This window comes from Microvirga terrestris (assembly GCF_015694425.1).
GTDB lineage: Bacteria > Pseudomonadota > Alphaproteobacteria > Rhizobiales > Beijerinckiaceae > Microvirga > Microvirga terrestris.
The window spans coordinates 324,449-343,406 of sequence record NZ_JADQDN010000005.1; the positions used below are offsets into that span (position 1 = coordinate 324,449).

Sequence of the window (18,958 nt, forward strand, 5' to 3'; positions counted from 1 at the left end):
GTGCCGGGCCCTGCGTGGCAGGTTCATCCAGGGAACGAGATTGAGGTCTGCAGAATCGTTCATTTGGGGAAAGTCGAGCAGACCGAATACCTCCGCCTCCCGAGACAAACCGATGGGCGCTGCAACCTGGCTGAGTTCATCCTCACCAGCTACACAATCACAGGGGTGAAGTGTCGTGTGGGAGAGACGTCCATCGAAGCCAGGGGCCTCTTGGTGATAGGGAACATATGTCATGGAATTACCTGATCTGCATCAAGTAAACACATCGCAACACAGATCGTTCCAAATGTTGTTTTGAATACTCTTATTATTATTTAAATTTCCGATGTATATTCAGGCCGTTTTATTGTTCTTTACTAGCCCCCGCTTCAAAGCAGTTCACGGACTTCCTGCTGAAGCACCGGCAGGAGCTCAGCCTCGAACCAGGGGTTCTTCTTGAGCCAGCCATTGTTGCGCCAGGAGGGATGCGGCAGCGGCAGGATACGCGGCTTCTGCGGATGGCTGAGGATGTCCCGCCAGCGCCTCACCGTCTCGGTGAGCCCGTCCTTGAAGTTCTCGCCCAGATGCCAGGCCTGCGCATACTGGCCGATCAGCAGGACGAGATCGAGATTGGGCAGAGCTTGAAAAAGGGGCTGGCGCCAAGCCTCGGCGCATTCCCGGCGTGGCCCGAGATCGCTGCCCTTCGCATCCTGCCCCGGGAAGCAGGAGCCCATAGGCAGGATAGCGACCTTGGATTCATCGTAAAACGTCTTCTCGTCCAGGCCGAGCCATGAGCGCAGCCGTGAGCCGGACCGATCGGCGAACGGGATGCCGCTGGCATGAGCCCGCGTGCCGGGCGCTTGGCTGGCGATGCACAGGCGCGCGCTGGCGCTGCCCTGGACGATCGGGCGCGGCTCGTGCGGCAAGGCCGTGCCATAGCGCGGCGTATCGCGGCAAATGCGGCAGGCTCGCAATTGGATGGCAAGATCGTTGAAATTCGGCGGAGGATTCATCCCTACGGAAATAGGAATTCCAGCACAGGTCTTGGAGGTCCCATCCGAGGGACATGACGTCGCTCTTTTACGAATGCTCCCGGCGCCAGTCCTGCGGCCGCTCGAACTCTCCCTCCCAGAGACCCAAACCGCGCTCGTGAGCGCGGGCTTCCTCAGTGTCGTAATCTCGCCCGTAGGAGAGAGCCCAACCGTTCTCGACCATCTGCGTGCCGATGTCTATCCCATGGACCGTGCAGCGGGCAAGAATCCGCTGGTAGCGGTCGCGTCCGATGGCGCGGCAGCGCACCGTCTCGCCCGAGACGAGATCGATCAGCGCCCGCCGGGCCGACACGCCGCAAGCGTATGAGCGGCCGTCCTTAGAGCAGCGCTGCTCCATCTCGGGCGCGTCTATGCCTTTCAGACGGATGCGCGCCTCGCCAATGCGGATCGTGTCGCCGTCTGTCACCTGGGCACGGCCCTCCAATGAGCGCCCACTCGGCTTCAGCACGATTGCGGCCCCGCCGGCGAGTGCAAGCGCGGCGATGAGAGAGGTGATGCCGCTCGGCCCGGAGCGGCGACGGAATCGTCTCACGACAGGCGCTCGGACACTCCCGCCTGCCCGAAGGTGGCCATGTCGCGATGGACCGCAGCCGCCGCCTTCACGAGGCCGGCCGCCAAAGCCGCACCGGATCCTTCGCCGAGCCGCATGCCCAGCGCCAGAAGTGGGATCTTGCCGAGGCGGCCGAGCACGTCCTGATGCGCACCTTCGGCACTCAGATGACCGGCGATGCAGTGATCGATGGTCGAGGGATGGATGGCGTGGAGAATGGACGCGGCAGCGGTCGCCACATAGCCATCGAGCACCACCGGAATCCGCTGCAGCCGCGCGGCGAGAATGGCGCCCGCCATGGCGGCGATCTCGCGCCCGCCGACGCGGCGCAGCACCTCGAGCGGATCCTTCAGATTGTCGCCGTGATGGGCAATGGCCGCTTCGACGGCCGCGACCTTGCGCCGGAGGCCCTCGTCATCCACACCCGTGCCGCGCCCGACCCAGTGCTCGGCAGGCCCGCCATAGAGCGCCGTGTAGATCGTCGCTGCGACGGTGGTGTTGCCGATGCCCATCTCGCCTATGGCGAGCAGATCGGTGCCGCCGGCAATCGCTTCCATGCCGAACGCCATGGTGGCGACGCAGGATTTCTCATCCATGGCATCCGCCTCGGTGATGTCGCCGGTGGGCATGTCGATGGCGAGATCGAACACCTTGAAGCCTAACCCATAGGCCGCACAGATCTGATTGATGGCAGCGCCGCCGGCCGCGAAGTTCTCCAGCATCTGGCGGTTCACGTCGGAGGGATAAGCCGACACGCCCTTGGCGGTCACGCCGTGGCTTGCCGCGAACACGCAGACCAGCGGGCGGTCGACGCTGGGTGTGGACTTCGCCTGCCAGGCGGCGAGCCACTCGGCGATCCATTCCAGGCGGCCGAGGCTGCCGCCTGGCTTGGTGAGCTGCCGGTCGCGCATCCGCACGGCCTCGACGGCGGCCTCATCCGGACCGGGCATGGTCGTGATCAGGCGGCGGATATCGTCGAAAGGTGAGGACACGGCATCGGACATGAGGGGCTCCAGCCCGCAAGGGCATTGCAGAACGCGAAGAGGCGTGACCTATAGCGGCCCATGCACGCGGGGTGAAGCATGTCGGAGCAAATTGAACCGAGCGAGGCGGCGCCCATGAGCGCGTGGCAGGCGGCGGCCGTAGACCTAGCCCATTGCATTCGCTTCTTTTCCCGGCTTCCGGTTCCAGCCCTGCCGTGGGAGCAGGACGCCCATGCGCCGCCGAGCTTTCCGCGCCTGCTGCGCATGATTCCCGTGGCAGGCCTCGTGCTTGGCCTCTTGCCGGCCGCCGTGCTGGGCCTTGCCCTGATGCTCGATCTCGGTCCCTGGCTTGCCGCGACCCTGTCGGCCGCTGCCATGGTGCTGACCACCGGTGCGCTGCACGAGGACGGCCTGGCCGATACCGCCGACAGCATCGGGGGCACCACCCGCGAGAAGCGCCTGGAGATCATGCGCGACAGCCGGATCGGCTCATTCGGAGCCTCGGCCCTGTTCCTATCGCTCGCGCTCCGGATCGGCGCCCTGGCGGCCCTGGCCTCGCGAATCGACGGCGGAGCCGTCGTGGCTGCGATCCTCGTCACCGCCTCCCTGTCGCGCACATCGGGCCTGATGCCTCTGGTGTTCCTGCCCCCGGCCCGCCTGGACGGTATGTCCCAGGCGGTCGGACAGCCGGCGCAGAAGACCTTTTGGCAGGCGGCCGGGATTGCCGTTGCTCTTGCCGTCTTGCTGGGCGCGCTCGGCGACCTGCCGGCCACCGGCATTGTCCTGATGCTGGCACTCTCCGGCCTCTCAGGCCTCGCCGTGACCGGCTTTGCGAAGCGCCATCTCGGCGGGCAGACGGGAGACATCGCGGGCGCCGCGCAGCAGGTGGCGGAGATCGCCGCGCTGATCGGCCTCTTGACCGTCCTCGGGTCATAACAACATGAGAAGCATATGACCCGTGTTTCCAGCCCCTGCATCCGCGTCTGCACTCTCGATTCCGAGACGGGCCTCTGCGAAGGCTGCGGCCGCACGCGCGAGGAGATCACCCGCTGGTATCGCATCCCGGAAGTTGAGCGTCTGCTGATCATGGCAGAGCTGCCTGAGCGCATGCGCCAAGCCTTTGCCCTCGAATCGCCCTTCGCACCCGAACCAGGCAAGACCGATTGATGCCGGGCATTCGCGGAGCGGGCCTTCTTCTTCTGATCGGCGCTCTCCTGGTGGGACTCTTCGCCGAGGAGCCCATCGGCGAGTTCTCGCCCATGGAGGCCGCAGGTCTTCTGAGTCTTGGTGGCCTATCCCTCCTCATGGCGGCCTCCATCGTGGAGGGCTTTGCCCGGCACTGGACCTATGGGGTGCAAACCATTGCGGTGAGCGGCGGCATTCTCATTGCCCTGCTCGTCACTTACGCCTCCCGCGAGGAATTGCAGACCGTGATAGACCGCGCCATCGGCGACATCGCGGTTGGACGCACCGTCACGACGGCTGAAGGCGAAGTGGTGGCCGCACGGCGGATGGATGGGAGCTTCCTGGTGCAGGGCGCGGTGAACGGCCACGAGACCCGCTTCATCTTCGACACGGGCGCCAGCACCGTGGTCCTGCGGGCGGAAAACGCCGTGGCGCTGGGCTTCAAGCCGGAAACGCTGAACTACTCCGTGCCGGTCTCGACCGCCAACGGCGCGGCGCTGGCCGCCCCTGTGGTCATCGAGAGCCTGACCGTCGGGTCGATCACGGAACGCAATGTCCGCGCTCTCATCGCCCGCACCGGCGTGCTCCACGCCAACCTGCTGGGCATGAGCTTCCTCGAGCGTCTCGGGTCGTATGAGGTGCGAGGGAATCGGCTGATTTTACGGGGCAAGGAGGGCGCAGGCTAATAAAACCTCGTCATCCCGACGAAGCGCAGCGCAGATCCGGGATCATCTTCAGAATATAGCGCGGGCTTCCCTCCCCCTTGTGGGGAGGGTCAGGGTGGGGGTGTAAGCGCCAAGCTTTCAGGATGTGACGCCGGCACCCCCACCTCCAACTCCTCCCCACAAGGGGGAGGAGGGTTCCAGCGCCACCCTCGTCACCCGATCCCGGATCGGCTTTGCCGTCCGGGATGACATCAGAAATTACTCCGCCGCAGCCAGCCGCGCCTCGAGCGCCGCCGTCTCACGCGACACATGCGCCACCGCATCCCGCAGCGTCTGCAGGTTCGCGCCCGGCTTCACCGCCGCGGTCGCCAAATGGCGGCGATAGGCCCGCGCGCCGGGGCGGCCGGTGAAGAGACCGAGCATGTGGCGGGTGATGCTGTGCAGGCGCTCGCCCCTGGCGAGCTGCTCCGCGATATAGGGCTCGTACGCCTCAATAGCCTCGAACCCATCGGCGACGGGCGCGGCTTCGCCGTAAAGCTCCGGGTCTACGGCGAGCAGGATTTCGGGCTCATGATAAGCCACGCGGCCGAGCATCACGCCATCCACGTGCTTGAGATGCTCATGCACCTCGGCCATCGTCTTGATGCCGCCATTGATGGCAATCGGCAGATCGGAGCGAGCCTGCTTCAGGCGATACACCCTGGGGTAGTCGAGGGGCGGGATATCCCGGTTCTCTTTCGGCGACAGGCCCTGCAGCCAAGCCTTGCGGGCGTGAACAGTCAGCTCGTCGCAGCCGGCCGCCACCACGCAGTCGGTGAGGCGGTTCAGAGCCTCCTCCGTATCCTGATCGTCCACGCCAATGCGGCATTTCACCGTCACCGGCAGGGATACAGTGGCCTTCATGGCCGCCACGCACTCGCCCACCAGCACCGGCTCCTGCATCAGGCAGGCCCCGAAGCGGCCGTTCTGCACCCGGTCGGAGGGGCAGCCAACATTGAGGTTGATCTCGTCATAGCCGAACTCGGCGCAGATCCGGGCGGCCTGCGCCAGATCCTTCGGATCCGACCCGCCAAGCTGCACCGCCACCGGATGCTCAACCTCGCTGAACCCGAGCAGCCGCTCCCGCGGCCCATGAATGACCGCCCCCGTGGTGACCATCTCCGTATAGAGCCGCGCCCGGCGCGACAGGACGCGATGAAACGCCCGGCAATGCCGGTCGGTCCAGTCCATCATGGGAGCCACAGTGAAAAATTTCTGGGTCATGCTCAGCAAAACGGTCGGGCAGAGATCAGGGAATGGGCCCTCTCATATGGGGATGTCGAGTTCAAGGCAAATAGGCTTATGCCTACGACGCAGAAGTGCACCACACGTCATCCCTGGACCTGCTCCGGATCCACGTCCCCAACCCGGTCTTAGACGTGGATGGCCGAGACAAGCCCCGCCACGACGGAACAACGAAGTCTCTAGACCACCCCCGCGACCTTCGCACCCAGCACCTCAGCCGCCGCGCGCGGATCGAGCTTCACCTGCAGGCCGCGCTGGCCACCGTTGATGAACACTTGCGCGTGCTCGAAAGCCGATTGCTCCAGCACGGTTGGGACGCGCTTCTTCTGCCCGAAGGGGCTGATGCCACCGACGTGGTAGCCGGTGATGCGCTCTGCATCCGCCGGCTTCATCATCTGGGCCGCCTTGCCGCCGAGAGCCGATGCCAGCTTCTTCAGGTTGACCTCCTGATCGGAGGGTAGGATCACGCAGGCCGGCTTGTTGTCCACCAGCACCATCAGGGTTTTCAGCACGCTCGACGGATCGGCCCCCATGGCTTCCGCCGCCTGAAGGCCGATGCGCTCCGCATTGGAATCGTACTCGTATGAGTGCACCGTGAAAGGCACGCCAGCCTGCTGCAGGGCCAGCGTCGCGCGGGTGGTCTTGGACATGCTCGTCTGAAAGCTTCAGGCTCGATCAGTGATCGTGCTTGTGCCCGTGATGATGGTGACCGCAGCCGGGGCCGTGCTCGTGGTGGGCATGGTCATGGTGATCATGCTTGTGCTCGTGTGCATGATCGTGGCCATGGGAATGCTCATGGCTGTGCGCATGAGCGTGGCTCTCACTGTGGCTGTGTGCATGGCCATGATGATGCCCATGGTCGTGATCGCACACATGGGTGCTGCGCTCCGGCTTGAACGGGCGCTCCACCGGGGTCACGGTGCAGCCCTGGCCGCGGGCCAGTTCCGCCAAGGCCGGGTTGTTCTCGATGTAGAGAGCATCGCCCGTGACCTCGACGAGGCCGTGATTGCTGCCGAGGTGCCAGGCAAGGCGCATGAGGCGCAACGGGTTCTCGGCCCTCACCTCCAGCAGCGACTCCGCCGCCGCCTTCACCTGCACCAATTGTCCGTCTTCGAGCCTCAGGGCATCGCCGTCGTTGATGGTGGTCTCCATGTCGAGATCGAGCACGATGTCGGCTCCACCCTCGGCCCTCAGCGTTCCCTGGCGGCGACTGCGGGCCTCATAGTCGAGGGTGATCGTGGCGACGACGCGGTCGGCCTTCACGGCGGGCTTGCGGACGATGGTGGTGACGCGGGGCATGGGCTCGTCTCGGTCTGTGATCGGGTGAAGCTCAGATAGGAAACTCAGCCGGGCGCTGCCACCCGGCGGATCATTAATAGGCGATCTTGTCCGGCTTGTCCGCCCAGGCGTCGAACACGGCCTTGGCCTCCAAGCTCGGCAGGTGGTCCATGGGGATCAGGCGCTCCGATACGGGCTTCGGGATCTCGTCATAGATCAGGCTGTCGTCGAAGCCGATCTCGGCCGCATCCTGCCGGGTATTGGCATAGACGATCCGGCCTACCCGTGCCCAATAGGCGGAGGCGAGGCACATGGGGCACGGCTCGCAACTCGTATAGAGCGTCGCGCCCTCCAGGGAGTGCTCGCCGACGGCTTGGCAGGCGAGCCGGATCGCCGTGACCTCGGCATGGGCCGTCGGGTCCTTGGCGGAGGTTACCTGATTCCAGCCCTCGGCCAGAACCCGGCCGTCGCGCACGATCACGGCGCCGAAGGGGCCGCCCGCCCCCTCCTCCATGTGCTCGCGGGACAGTTCGATGGCGCGCGCCAGATGGCGCTGATCGTCAAGTCGATGGATGCTCATGATGCTTATGTATCGTTGGAGGCCGCGGGAGGCGAGAATTTTTGGGCAACACCCCCGTGCTCCCGCACCTGCAGCAGTTGCGCGGTCACGGAAGCCGCGATGATGGCCGGGTCCTTGTCCTCGATGTCCGGCAGCCCGATGGGGCAGACGAGGGAGCGGATCGTCTCCTCAGGAATTCCCAGCTCCCGGAACCGCTTCTCGAAGCGCGCCCGCTTCGTGGCGCTGCCGATGAGGCCCACATAGGGGAAGTCACGGCGCAAGGCCGCCGCCGTGATCTCCATGTCGAGGGGGTGATCGTGAGTCATGACCAGGATGAGCGATTGAGGGCTGGCCTCGGCGATCTCCGCCTCAGGGTCCCACATACGAACGGCCTTCGCGTTCGGCGGCAGATGGGCCGGGAAGGCATCGTCCCGGTCGTCGAGCCACCGCACGGCAAACGGCAGGGGCGCGAGCGACAGCACCAGCGCCCGACCCACATGGCCGGCGCCGAACAGGAGAACGGGCGTGCGCACCTCGCCATGGGTCTCGCGCCAGCCGGTCCAGCGGTCGTCGCCGACAGCGGACGCGAAATCGCGTTTCACGCGGCCCTCCTCCATCCGGCATTCCAGCTCAAACAGTCGTCCCTCGGCCTCGGCGGCCACGAGAGGAGTCAGTTCCTCCATGGCTCGTGCATCAAAAGTCTCGATCAGGATCTTCACCCGGCCGCCGCAGCACTGGCCGAGATCGGGGCCGAGCGCTTGGTCGAAGATCCGGGCCGGGCCACGCCCGGCGTCCAGCATCTCACGGGCGATGTCGAGCATGCGGAATTCGAGCTGACCGCCGCCGATGGTGCCGTGAAAGGCGCCGTCGGGCCGCACCACCATCCGGGCGCCGACTTCACGCGGAGCGGAGCCTTTCACGTCATGGACGGAGATGAGAGCGGCGGCTCCGTGCCGCTGCACGAAATCGGCAAGTTGGCGCCAGACCCTCACCCCATGGGCCTCCCCCGCAATGCCTCGCAGGCGCGCAGGATCGCCTCGGGCGTCGCGGGTGCGTTGAGCGGCACGGGCTTTTCCGGATCGAGCGCATGGATCGCATCGGCCAGCGCGCAGAAGACGCTGTTCGCCAGCATGACCGGTGGTTCGCCCACGGCCTTGGAACGGTAGATCGTCTCCTCCCGGTTGGCATTGGGATAGAGCGCCACGTTGAAGGCCGCTGGCACGTCGGAGGCAACCGGGATCTTATAAGTGGAAGGAGCGTGCGTGAGCAGATGCCCCTCCTTGCTGAAGACTAGCTCTTCCGTGGTGAGCCAGCCCATGCCCTGCACGAAAGCGCCCTCGATCTGACCGATGTCAATGGCCGGGTTCAGGGAGCGGCCGACATCGTGAAGAATGTCGGTGCGCAGCAGGCGGTTCTCACCCGTGAGCGTATCGACAATCACCTCGGAGCAGGCTGCCCCATAGGCGAAGTAAAAGAAGGGTCGTCCTGTGCCTTTCGCACGATCCCAGGTGATCTTCGGCGTCTTGTAATGCCCAGCCTCGGAGAGCTGCACGCGGGCCGCGATGCATTTCTTCGCAAGTTCGTCGAAGGCGAGGCTCTGGTTGCCGATGAACACCCGGTCGTCGCGAAACTCGATCTGCTCCTCCGGCACGCCGTAAGCTTCGGACGCATAAGCGATCATGCGCTTCTTGATCGCGCCCGCCGCAATCTTCGCCGCCATGCCGTTAAGATCGGAACCGGAGGAGGCGGCCGTCGGCGAGGTGTTCGGCACCTTCGCGGTGGTCGTCGCGGTGATGCGCACGCGCTCCATGGCGATGCCGAATTCCTCGGCCACCACCTGCGCCACCTTGATGTAGAGCCCCTGTCCCATTTCGGTGCCGCCGTGGTTCAGATGCACGGAGCCGTCCTGGTAGACATGCACCAGGGCGCCCGCCTGGTTCATATGCGTCAGCGTGAAGCTGATGCCGAATTTGACCGGCGTGAGCGCCAGCCCGCGTTTCATGATCGGCGATGAGGCGTTGAAGGCCGCGATCTCCTCCCGACGCGCACGGTAGTGCGAGGTCTCTTCGAGCGTGCGCACGAGATTGACGAGCGTGTCGGTCTCCTCCACCTCCATGCCGTAGGGCGTGACGTTCTCACCCGGCCGGTAGAAGTTGGCATAGCGCACGTCGAGCGGGTCGCGCCCCGTGACCCAGGCGATCTGGTCCATCACATGCTCGATGGCAAGCATGCCCTGCGGGCCGCCGAAACCACGGAATGCCGTGTTGGAGACGGTGTTGGTCTTGAGCCGCTTCGAGGCGATGTGGACGGAGGGCATCCAATAGGCGTTGTCGGCGTGGAACATGGCGCGGTCCACCACGCCGGCGGAGAGGTCCGCCGAATATCCGCAGCGCGCGAGCAGGTCGACCGCATAGCCCTGGATGCGTCCCTCCTCATCGACGCCCACCTTCCAGTCGCAGCGGAAGTCGTGGCGCTTGCCGGTGAGGGTGAAGTCGTCGTCGCGGTCGAGACGCAATTTGCACGGCCGTCCCGTAACACGCGCCGCGAGCGCTGCGGTCACGGCCCATTGCGTCGCCTGACTCTCCTTGCCGCCGAAGCCACCGCCCATGCGGCGCGTCTCGCAGGTGACATAGGCATCGGGAATGTCGAGCACGCGGGCGACCACGTGCTGCACTTCCGTGGGATGCTGGGTCGAGGAATAGACATGAAAGTCGCCGTCCTCGCCCGGGATCGCTAGGGCAACCTGGCCCTCGAGATAGAAGTGCTCCTGCCCGCCGACACGGAACTGGCCTTCGAGCTTCTTAGGAGCCTGCGCGATGACGGCATCCGGATCGCCGCGGCCGTAAGAATAATCCGGCAGCACGGTCTCGCCACGCTCCAGCGCATCCTCGACCGTGATGCTCGGCGCTTCGGATTCAATCTCCATCACGGCCTTCTTGACGGCACGGCGTGCGGTGTCGCGCGTCGTGGCAACGACGGCAAAGAGCGCTTGCCCTAAGAAGCTGATCTCAGTGTCGACGAAGAGCGGATCGTCGCCGAAGGCGGGTGACACGTCATTCTTGCCGGGAATGTCCGCGGCTGTGAGAACCGCCACGACGCCGGGAACGGCGCGCACGGCGGAGACATCGAGGGATATAAGCCGCCCGCGCGCCTTAGGCGACTGGCCGATGGCCACATGCAGCGTGCCCTCGGGCTCGCGGATATCGTCGATGTACTGCGCAACGCCCTGGACGTGCTTCGGGCCGGAATCGTGCGGCAGGGGTTTGCGGATGTGGCGGAGGTTCTCGACACCCTCCCCTTGAGGGGGAGGGTCGGAGCGCGTCAGCGCTCCGGGGTGGGGTGGCAGCGCGACATTCGCAGATGTGGAGCTTCCCACCCCCTCCCGCGCCTCCGGCGCGACCTCCCCCCTCAAGGGGGAGGTGGAATGGGCACCGAGTCTTGGCTGCTCGTTCATGGCCCTACTCCGCCGCCTGGAGCGCGTCGCGCTGGCCGATGATGCGCGTGGCGCGGGTCTCACCCGATGCGGTCTCGCTCAAGGCCTTGAACACGAGATTGCGCGCCACCGTGGCGCGATAGGCGGCCGAGGATCTGTGGTCGTCGAGCGGCTGATAATCGCGCGCGATCGCCGCCATGGCTTCGCCCCAGCTCGACGGCTCGTCAAGGGAGAGACCCACAAGCGCCTGCTCCGTGGCAAGCGCCCGCTTGGGCGTCGCCGCCATGCCGCCGAAGGCGACGCGAGCCTCGGTGATACGCCTGCCGTCGAGGGTTAACTTGAACGCACCCATGGCGGCCGAGATGTCCTCGTCGAAACGCTTTGAAATCTTATAGGCGCGGAAGACTTCATGGACTTTGAGCTTCGGCACCGTGATGCGGCGCAGGAACTCGCCGGGCACCCGGTCCTGCTTGCGATAGGCGATGAAGAAGTCCTCGAGCGGCATGGTGCGCGTCGCATCGCCATGGCGCAGTTCCAGCTCGGAGCCAAGCGCGATCAGCGCAGGTGCAAGATCGCCGATGGGCGAGCCGTTGGCGATGTTGCCGCCCACCGTTCCGGAAGCACGCACCTGCCAGGATCCGAAGCGGCGCATGAGTTCGCCGAGATCGGGATCGATGCGCGCGAGTGACGGGTGAGCATCGGCGTGCGTTACCGTTGCGCCGATTCCGAGCATATCGGAGGTCTCTTCGATAATATCGAGCTCCGCCACGCGCCCGAGCCAGATCACCTTCTCGATCTCGGCCATGCCTTTCGTGATCCACAGCCCCACATCGGTGCAGCCGGCCACCAGGGTGGCGTCCGGGTGCTGTGCACAAAGCGTTGCCAAAGAGTTCTCGCTGGCGGGCGCCGCAAAGAAGCGGGTCTCGTCGCCGACGAAGACATCCTGCCCGTCGGCCAGCATCGTCAGACCTTGCACATTCTGCTCGGTGTTTGCGCTGAAAGCGTCCTTAGGCTGCTCACCACAGGCCTGCAGGGCGGCATCGACGATGGGCCGGTAGCCTGTGCAGCGGCAGAGATTGCCGGCGAGCGCATCGTTGACGGCCTCGCGGATCAGGGGCCGTTGGCCTTCGTGATAAAGCGTGAAAAGGCTCATCACGATGCCGGGGGTGCAGAAGCCGCATTGGGAGCCGTGCGCCTCCACCATGGCGGTTTGCACCGGGTGCAGTTCTCCTCCTACTGCTAAATCCTCGACCGTGACGAGCTCGGCTCCGTCGATCTGGCCGAGAAGCAGGATGCAGGCATTGACCGGCTCGTAATGCACGCGCCCGCCCCGCGGTCGGCCCAGGGCCACGGTGCAGGCGCCGCAATCGCCTTCCGCGCAACCCTCCTTGGTTCCCACGCGACGCTCCTGAAGCCTTAAGTAGTCCAGAAGCGTGGTGCGCGGATGAAAGCCTGAAACCTCGACTGCTCGTCCCTGCCGCCAGAAGCGGATTGTCTCTCGTACCACGATGTTCCTCCGCCGGTTCGACCCGGCTGTCTTATGGTGGGCCGGGTAGAATGGCGGAGCAAGACCTTTTCGCCAAGGGGCGACAGAGAGGGCAGCCGATGGGCTCAGCCTACCAGGTGCCGGTATTGGCCATGGAAGCCCAGGGTTCCTGCGTGGGTTTGGGGTCACCGCGCTGGAGCAACTCGATGGAGATGTTGTCCGGGGTCTTCACGAAGGCCATGTAGCCGTCGCGGGGCGGGCGATTGATGGTGACGCCCGCATCCATCAGCCGCTGGCAGGTCTCGTATATGTCGTCGACCCGGTAGGCGAGATGGCCGAAGTTCCGGCCGCCGGCATAGTCGTGCTCGTCCCAGTTGTAGGTGAGTTCCAGGAGCGGCGCCTTGGTATCCTGGGCCTTCTCCACATCACCGGGAGCCGCCAGGAACACGAGGGTGAAGCGGCCCTTTTCGTTCTCGATCCGGCGCACTTCGACCAGGCCGAACTTGTTGCAGAAGAAGTCGAGGGATTGTTCGAGGTTCGACACGCGAACCATCGTATGAAGGTATTCCATGATCGTCTCCGTGAGCGGAATTCACGTGATGGCGTATTTCGCCTGGAGATCAAGGGGTACCATTTTGTTGTGCGGAAAAAGCCTTGGATTTGGCCAAGATCCCGTGACTTTTAGTCCCCGCTGCGCCAAGCAGACTGGCGGTCCCTCCCCAAGGCCCTAGAACCAACGCAACTTCGTTTCAAACGAGTACCCGATGCGCACTGAGACAGCCCCCGTCATTCGCCTTGAGGATTACCGGCCCAGTGACTTCCTGATCGACCAAGTTGAACTCGACGTGAAGCTGCACCCGACGGAGACCCGGGTGATCGCGACGCTCGCCATGAGACCCAATCCGGCCGGGCGCTCGGATGCACCTCTCGTTCTGGATGGCGACGAGTTGAACCTGAAGTCTGTGGCTCTGGACGGGCGGGTCCTGTCCGACGAGGAGTTCGAGGCCTCACCGCATTCGCTCACGATCGCGCAGGCGCCCCGCCAGGCTTTCACCCTGACCATCGAGACCGAGATCAACCCAACGGCCAATACCAAGCTGATGGGCCTATACCGCTCGAGCGGCAATTACTGCACGCAATGCGAGGCGGAAGGCTTCCGGCGCATCACCTATTTCCTCGACCGGCCCGACATTCTCTCCGTCTATACCACGCGCATTGAGGCCGACCGGGAAGAAGCTCCGGTCCTTCTCGGCAACGGCAACCCTGTCGAGAGCGGATCGATCGACGATAGCGGCCGGCACTACGCCGTCTGGCACGATCCGCATCCCAAACCGTCCTATCTCTTCGCGCTGGTTGGCGGTCGCCTTGGCCGCGTCGCCGAGAGTTTCACCACCATGAGCGGGCGCGAGGTGGAACTCGCGATCTATGTGGAGCCCGGCAAGGAGAACCGCGCCGATTATGCCCTGGAGGCGCTTGAGCGCTCCATGCGTTGGGACGAGCGGGTCTTTGGCCTCGAGTATGATCTCGATGTCTTCAACATCGTCGCCGTGTCAGACTTCAACATGGGCGCGATGGAGAACAAAGGCCTCAACATCTTCAACGACAAATACGTGCTGGCGAGCCCCGAGACCGCCACCGACATGGATTATGCCCATATCGAGGCGATCATCGCACATGAGTATTTCCACAACTGGACCGGCAACCGCGTCACCTGCCGCGACTGGTTCCAGCTCTGCCTCAAGGAGGGCTTGACGGTCTTCCGCGACCAGGAATTCTCCTCCGACGAGCGCTCCCGCCCCGTGCATCGCATCGCCGAGGTGAAGACCCTGCGGGCCCGGCAGTTCCTGGAGGATTCGAGCCCCCTCTCCCACCCGGTGCGGCCGAACCAGTATCGCGAGATCAACAACTTCTACACTGCCACCGTCTATGAAAAGGGCGCGGAGATCGTCCGCATGCTCAAGACGATCATCGGCGAACAGGATTTCCGGCACGGCATGGATCTCTATTTCGAGCGTTGCGACGGTACGGCCGCGACGGTCGAGGATTTCCTGAACGCCTTCGCGGAGGTCACGGGCCGCGACCTGTCGCACTTCGCCCGCTGGTACGAGCAGTCCGGAACGCCCCGCGTCAAAGTGAAAAGCCAATACGACGAGGCTGGGCAGACCTACCGGTTGGATTTCACGCAAGTTACGCCGCCGACACCCGGCCAGGCGAAGAAGGAGCCGATGGCCATCCCGGTCGCGCTCGGTCTCGTCTCGCATGACGGATCGCCCTTGAGCGCAACCTGCGACCAGGTGGATGAACGGGGCGTGTTCCTGTTCGATAAGGCAGCCGACAGCATCACCTTCACGGGCGTGACGTCCCTGCCGGTTCCGTCCCTGTTCCGGGGCTTCTCGGCCCCGGTGAAGGTCTCGCTCGATCTGCCCAACGCGGAATTGCTCGTCCTCCTGCGGCACGACACGGATGCGTTCAACCGCTGGCAGGCGGCGCAGACCGTTGCCATGCGGCTGCTGGCCTCCCTCTCGATCGAAGGTCAGGTTGCGGACGAGGAGATCGACGCATTCTCGACCGCCCTCTGCGCCTTCATCGACCGGGATGCCGAGAACGACCCAGCCTTTGCGGCTCTCGTCATGACCCTTCCGAGCGAGGCCGACATCGCGCAGGAGATCGGCCAGGATGTGAATCCGGATGCGATCCATCGCGCCCGATCGGAACTGCGCCGGCGCATCGGAGCGGCTTGTTCGAAGCGCCTGCAGCGCATCTACGCGGCCTTCACCGAAACGGGACCCTACAGCCCGGATGCGGCCAGCGCCGGGCGCAGAAGCCTGCGCAATGCCTGCCTCGATCTTTTGGCCGCAGCCGATCCCATTGCCGGTGAAGCGCTTGCCTCAGCGCAGCTTGAAGCAGCAACCAACATGACGGACCGTCTCGCTTCGCTCAGCGTGCTCACGACCATCCCCGGAACTGTGCGCGATGACGCCATCGCCTGGTTCGGGGAGCGTTACCGCAACGAGCCCCTCGTGATCGACAAGTGGTTCACGCTGCAGGCTGCGATCCCGGAGGACCAAACCCTTGAGCGGGTGAAGAACCTGATGCAGCATCCCGCCTTCTCGATCAGCAACCCCAATCGGGTCCGCTCGCTGATCGGCAGCTTCGCCATGCTGAACCAGGTTCAGTTCAACAGGGCGGACGGCGCGGGATACCGGCTCCTCGCCTCAATCGTCCTGCGCGCAGACGAACTGAATCCACAATTGGCCGCCCGCCTGCTGACCGCTTTCAGCACGTGGCGGATGATGGAAATCAGCCGGCGAAATCACGCGGAAGAGGCCCTTCGCTCCATCGCGCAAAAGCCCAATCTTTCCCGCGATGTAGGCGATATCGTGAGCCGGTCTCTTGAGGAAAGCCAAGCGAAATAATCTATATGAATGAAGAGGTTATGGCGTTGTCCTAGATTTCCCCAAGGGAATGCGACATAGGAAATTTTTTATTAACCTTCGGGTTCTACTAACTAGACAAATCACCCGCTCAAGATTCTATTGTTAGTGATTCGGAGAGATGCGGCACGTCCTCCGAAACAGGACGCAAATGGTTCCGGAGGAAGCATCGCATGGCGGGGGCGGTGACCGCATGCGTACCTGCGCGTGCGGGTACGATTCTAGGTGTAACGCGTTCAGACGCGAACCTCACTTATCGACGGCTTGAGCGATATGAGCCTCTGCTCCGCCTGGCGGTTCCGGCGGTCCTGATCCTGTTTCTCATTACACTTGCAGGCAGTGCCTGGGTGCAGATCCGCGATGGCCGCAAGGACACGCTCTTCGACGCCATCAGTGACATCGACATCATCGCATCCCTCTCGGCGGCGAAGCTCGGCGCGGTTCGTGGCCCCGGCAACGCCGCGCAGGCTGCAGCCCAGCTGGAGCAGCTGGCCAAGGACATGCCGCCGAGCGCCCTGACACAGAACCGCACGCTCATGCTGGTCGATCAGGCAGGCGCCATTCAGGCCGTTTATCCGCCGATGGCGAGTGCTCCCGGCAAGCTCACCGACATCCTGGGCGAAGCGCAGCCGCTGATGCTGTTTGCCGACCGCGCCGGTGTCATGACGGTTCGGCTTCCGAGCGGCGTTGAGGGCATGGCGACCGTTCGTTCGCTTGCCGCGTCATCGGGACAGATCGCGCTCGTGCAGCCCATGCCCCACATTCTGTCGGGCTGGTGGACACGCACCATCGGTCACGTCTCGCTGCTTGGCGCCACGATCCTGGTGCTGCTTGGCATCGGCGTGGCTTATGTGATGCAGGCGAACCGCGCGCGCGCCGCCGACGAGGTCTGCGAGAAGGTGCGCGACCGGATCGATTCTGCGCTCAACCGCGGACGCTGCGGCCTGTGGGACTGGGATATTGGCCGCGGCCGGATCTACTGGTCCGACTCCATGTACGAGCTTCTCGGCTACGAGCGTCAGGACGAGTTCCTCTCCTTCGGTGAAGTGAACACCATGATCCACCCGGAGGATCAGGATCTCTTCACGCTCGCCGAGCAGCTCGCCTCCGCCAGCACCTCGCTCCTCGATTATGAGTTCCGCATTCGCAGCATCACCGGCGATTGGGTGTGGCTGCGCGCCCGCGCCGAGCTGATGAACGATCCGGACGACGCGGCAAGCCACCTTGTCGGCATCGCCGTGGACGTGACCGAGCAGCGCGGTCTCGAAGAGAAGACCGCCAAGGCCGATGCCCGCCTGCACGACGCCATCGAGGCGATCTCCGAGGCCTTCGTGTTGTGGGACGCCAACAACAACCTCGTTCTCTGCAATTCCAAGTTCCAGAAGCTGCATGAGCTTCCGGCCGATGCGCAGTTGCAGGGCAAGTCCTATGCGGACGTGATGGCGCTCGGCCGTCCGCCGGAGGTGCAGCATCAGTTCCTGCGCCGCGAGCAGCAGGATGTGGGCGCGCGCACCTTCGAGGCCCGCCTTCAGGACGGCCGCTGGCTGCAGATCAACGAGCGCCGCACCAAGGACGGCGGCTACGTGTCGGTGGGCACGGACATCACCGCGTTGAAGCGCCATGAGCATCGCCTCGTCGAATCCGAGAAAGAGCTCATCGCCACGGTTCTCGACCTCAAGCAGTCGCGCCAGAAGCTCGAGGCGCAGACGCACCAGCTCGCCGATCTCGCCGAGCGCTACCTCGACCAGAAGGCGCAGGCCGAAAGCGCAAACCGGGCGAAATCCGAGTTTCTTGCGAACATGAGCCATGAGCTGCGGACCCCGCTCAACGCCATCATCGGCTTTGCGGAAGTGATGCAAAGCGGCATCTTCGGTTCGCTCGGCTCTGACAAATATGAGGAATACTGCTCCGACATCCGGTCGAGCGGCGAGTATCTCCTGTCGGTGATCAACGACATCCTCGACATGTCGCGCATCGAGGCGGGCCGCACGAGCCTGACCAAGCAGCCGATGGAGGTCCACGCCGCGATCCAGCGCGCCCTCAAGCTGGTGGGCGAGCAGACGAAGGCCAAGAACCTCGCCGTCACGGTGGATGTGAACCCAGAGGATATCGTGGTGCCCGCCGACGAGCGCGCCCTGCACCAGATCCTCGTCAACCTGCTCCAGAACGCCACGAAATTCACGAGCGACGGCGGCTGCATCACGGTGCGGACGCGCCAGGCCGGCAACGCCGTCAACATCTATGTCGAGGACAACGGCATCGGCATTCCCGATCACGCCCTGCACAAGCTCGGTCAGCCCTTCGAGCAGGTCGAGACCGAGTTCTCGAAGAGCTACAAGGGCTCAGGCCTTGGCCTCGCCATCGCCCGGTCGCTCACCGAGCTCCATGGCGGCTCGCTCCGGATCAGAAGCCAGGAAGGCGTCGGCACCATCGTGCTGGTCCACCTGCCGCTCACCGAAGCGACCCACGCGGATATCGCCCTGGCTGATGCAGCGGCTTAAGCCTCCCGCATCCACGACGGAGGGTTTAATTCAAAGCAAAGCCGGCGCTTTTCGGCGCCGGCTTTTCTATTTGCGGATCCGCTCTGCCCTCGAGCCGGGCAGAGCAGCTGCGATGCTGATGCTCAGACCAGCAGGAAGGCCGAGGACGTGAGCGCCAGGCCCTTGCTGAGGCTGGCAAACTGCACCTGCGCTGCGCCGCCGATCCCGTCCGCATCGTAGGACAGTGCCCCCGTGCCGCTGTTGTAGATCAGCCGGTGCGCCGACGTGCTCGCCCCGGCCCCGATGGTGAAGGCTGACGATGACACTATGCCCAGCGACCACGTCCCACCCGGACCGAAGGCCGTGAACACATTGCGCGACAGCGCCAACAGGTCCTGACCCACGGTGAAGTCGGTGACCGTGTCGACGTTCGAAGCCCCCAGAGCGCTGTCGAAGCGGAAGTTGTCACCGCCGGCGCCGCCGGTGAGCTGATCCGCCCCCAAGCCGCCATAAAGCTGGTCGGCGCCGTTGCCGCCGAGCAGGATGTCGTTGGCGCCGTTGCCGTAGAGGCTGTCGTCGCCGTCGCCGCC

16 protein-coding genes and 1 pseudogene are annotated in these 18,958 nt (G+C 64.5%); 5 read left to right on the forward strand and 12 right to left on the reverse strand.

Translation table 11 applies throughout. The annotated features are described in order from the left end of the window. Positions 1-368 precede the first annotated feature (368 nt). From I2H36_RS12755 to cobT, 3 genes are all read right to left on the reverse strand, one after another. A complete protein-coding gene (locus I2H36_RS12755; RefSeq protein WP_196264273.1) occupies positions 369-992 on the reverse strand; it encodes a uracil-DNA glycosylase family protein in 624 nt (207 codons plus the stop codon). A 67-nt stretch (positions 993-1,059) separates the two neighbouring features. Further along, entirely contained in the window at positions 1,060-1,563 is a 504-nt protein-coding gene (locus I2H36_RS20045; RefSeq protein WP_196264274.1) for a thermonuclease family protein, read from the reverse strand. Further along, positions 1,560-2,585: a nicotinate-nucleotide--dimethylbenzimidazole phosphoribosyltransferase gene (gene cobT / locus I2H36_RS12765; RefSeq protein ID WP_196264275.1), complete on the reverse strand. Its 1,026-nt coding sequence runs from the start codon at positions 2,583-2,585 to the stop codon at positions 1,560-1,562. The genes I2H36_RS20045 and cobT overlap by 4 nt, the downstream gene beginning before the upstream one ends. Positions 2,586-2,663: 78 nt before the next feature. Here cobT and cobS point away from each other — a divergent pair, with 78 nt between their 5' ends. The 3 genes from cobS to I2H36_RS12780 are packed head-to-tail and all read left to right on the forward strand — an operon-like array spanning position 2,664 to position 4,435. Then, entirely contained in the window at positions 2,664-3,500 is an 837-nt protein-coding gene (gene cobS / locus I2H36_RS12770) for an adenosylcobinamide-GDP ribazoletransferase (RefSeq protein WP_425523305.1), read from the forward strand. Between the two features lie 15 nt (positions 3,501-3,515). After that, complete coding sequence (locus tag I2H36_RS12775) at positions 3,516-3,731, forward strand: DUF1289 domain-containing protein (protein ID WP_196264276.1); 216 nt, start codon at positions 3,516-3,518, stop codon at positions 3,729-3,731. Further along, positions 3,731-4,435: a retropepsin-like aspartic protease family protein gene (locus I2H36_RS12780; protein ID WP_196264277.1), complete on the forward strand. Its 705-nt coding sequence runs from the start codon at positions 3,731-3,733 to the stop codon at positions 4,433-4,435. Before I2H36_RS12775 ends, I2H36_RS12780 begins: the two co-directional genes overlap by 1 nt. A 237-nt stretch (positions 4,436-4,672) precedes the next feature. On the opposite strand, the gene dusA is transcribed toward I2H36_RS12780, so the two are convergent. The 8 genes from dusA to I2H36_RS12820 all read right to left on the reverse strand — a co-directional run bounded on the left by dusA (position 4,673) and on the right by I2H36_RS12820 (position 13,025). After that, a complete protein-coding gene (dusA, locus tag I2H36_RS12785) occupies positions 4,673-5,677 on the reverse strand; it encodes a tRNA dihydrouridine(20/20a) synthase DusA (protein ID WP_196264278.1) in 1,005 nt (334 codons plus the stop codon). A gap of 200 nt (positions 5,678-5,877) precedes the next feature. Continuing rightward, positions 5,878-6,348, reverse strand: coding sequence for a Cys-tRNA(Pro) deacylase (gene ybaK, locus I2H36_RS12790; protein ID WP_196264279.1), 471 nt, complete (start codon positions 6,346-6,348; stop codon positions 5,878-5,880). A gap of 25 nt (positions 6,349-6,373) precedes the next feature. Then, a complete protein-coding gene (locus tag I2H36_RS12795) occupies positions 6,374-6,997 on the reverse strand; it encodes an urease accessory protein UreE (RefSeq protein ID WP_196264280.1) in 624 nt (207 codons plus the stop codon). 73 nt (positions 6,998-7,070) lie between these two features. Then, positions 7,071-7,556 carry a nucleoside deaminase gene (locus tag I2H36_RS12800; RefSeq protein ID WP_196264281.1) on the reverse strand — a complete coding sequence of 162 codons (486 nt, stop codon included), beginning with the start codon at positions 7,554-7,556 and terminating at the stop codon, positions 7,071-7,073. 5 nt (positions 7,557-7,561) lie between these two features. Then, complete coding sequence (gene xdhC / locus I2H36_RS12805) at positions 7,562-8,527, reverse strand: xanthine dehydrogenase accessory protein XdhC (RefSeq protein ID WP_196264282.1); 966 nt, start codon at positions 8,525-8,527, stop codon at positions 7,562-7,564. Continuing rightward, on the reverse strand, positions 8,524-10,989 hold the full coding sequence (gene xdhB, locus I2H36_RS12810; protein WP_246718775.1) for a xanthine dehydrogenase molybdopterin binding subunit: 2,466 nt from the start codon (positions 10,987-10,989) through the stop codon (positions 8,524-8,526). Before xdhB ends, xdhC begins: the two co-directional genes overlap by 4 nt. 4 nt (positions 10,990-10,993) lie before the next feature. Continuing rightward, positions 10,994-12,475, reverse strand: a complete 1,482-nt coding sequence (gene xdhA / locus I2H36_RS12815; protein ID WP_196264283.1) for a xanthine dehydrogenase small subunit — start codon at positions 12,473-12,475, stop codon at positions 10,994-10,996. 109 nt (positions 12,476-12,584) lie between these two features. Next, complete coding sequence (locus I2H36_RS12820; protein ID WP_196264284.1) at positions 12,585-13,025, reverse strand: VOC family protein; 441 nt, start codon at positions 13,023-13,025, stop codon at positions 12,585-12,587. A gap of 193 nt (positions 13,026-13,218) precedes the next feature. Between I2H36_RS12820 and pepN the strand changes: the two genes are divergently transcribed. Both pepN and I2H36_RS12830 read left to right on the forward strand, forming a co-directional pair. After that, the gene (gene pepN, locus I2H36_RS12825; protein ID WP_196264285.1) at positions 13,219-15,870 is read left to right on the forward strand and encodes an aminopeptidase N; all 2,652 of its coding nucleotides are present in this window, start codon (positions 13,219-13,221) and stop codon (positions 15,868-15,870) included. A gap of 365 nt (positions 15,871-16,235) precedes the next feature. Then, on the forward strand, positions 16,236-18,389 hold the full coding sequence (locus I2H36_RS12830; RefSeq protein ID WP_343234443.1) for a PAS domain-containing sensor histidine kinase: 2,154 nt from the start codon (positions 16,236-16,238) through the stop codon (positions 18,387-18,389). A 122-nt stretch (positions 18,390-18,511) separates the two neighbouring features. Here the strand turns inward: I2H36_RS12830 and I2H36_RS20340 are convergent. After that, a pseudogene (locus I2H36_RS20340) lies at positions 18,512-18,958 on the reverse strand (hypothetical protein); the annotation flags it as partial.

Excerpts from the sequence above, each read along its gene's own strand:
- I2H36_RS12755 (WP_196264273.1), bottom strand. The coding sequence starts at position 992 with ATGAATCCTCCGCCGAATTTCAACGATCTTGCCATCCAATTGCGAGCC.
- cobT (WP_196264275.1), bottom strand. The coding sequence starts at position 2,585 with ATGTCCGATGCCGTGTCCTCACCTTTCGACGATATCCGCCGCCTGATC.
- cobS (WP_425523305.1), top strand. The coding sequence starts at position 2,664 with ATGTCGGAGCAAATTGAACCGAGCGAGGCGGCGCCCATGAGCGCGTGG.
- I2H36_RS12775 (WP_196264276.1), top strand. The coding sequence starts at position 3,516 with ATGACCCGTGTTTCCAGCCCCTGCATCCGCGTCTGCACTCTCGATTCC.
- I2H36_RS12780 (WP_196264277.1), top strand. The coding sequence starts at position 3,731 with ATGCCGGGCATTCGCGGAGCGGGCCTTCTTCTTCTGATCGGCGCTCTC.
- dusA (WP_196264278.1), bottom strand. The coding sequence starts at position 5,677 with ATGACCCAGAAATTTTTCACTGTGGCTCCCATGATGGACTGGACCGAC.
- ybaK (WP_196264279.1), bottom strand. The coding sequence starts at position 6,348 with ATGTCCAAGACCACCCGCGCGACGCTGGCCCTGCAGCAGGCTGGCGTG.
- I2H36_RS12795 (WP_196264280.1), bottom strand. The coding sequence starts at position 6,997 with ATGCCCCGCGTCACCACCATCGTCCGCAAGCCCGCCGTGAAGGCCGAC.
- I2H36_RS12800 (WP_196264281.1), bottom strand. The coding sequence starts at position 7,556 with ATGAGCATCCATCGACTTGACGATCAGCGCCATCTGGCGCGCGCCATC.
- xdhB (WP_246718775.1), bottom strand. The coding sequence starts at position 10,989 with ATGAACGAGCAGCCAAGACTCGGTGCCCATTCCACCTCCCCCTTGAGG.
- I2H36_RS12820 (WP_196264284.1), bottom strand. The coding sequence starts at position 13,025 with ATGGAATACCTTCATACGATGGTTCGCGTGTCGAACCTCGAACAATCC.
- pepN (WP_196264285.1), top strand. The coding sequence starts at position 13,219 with ATGCGCACTGAGACAGCCCCCGTCATTCGCCTTGAGGATTACCGGCCC.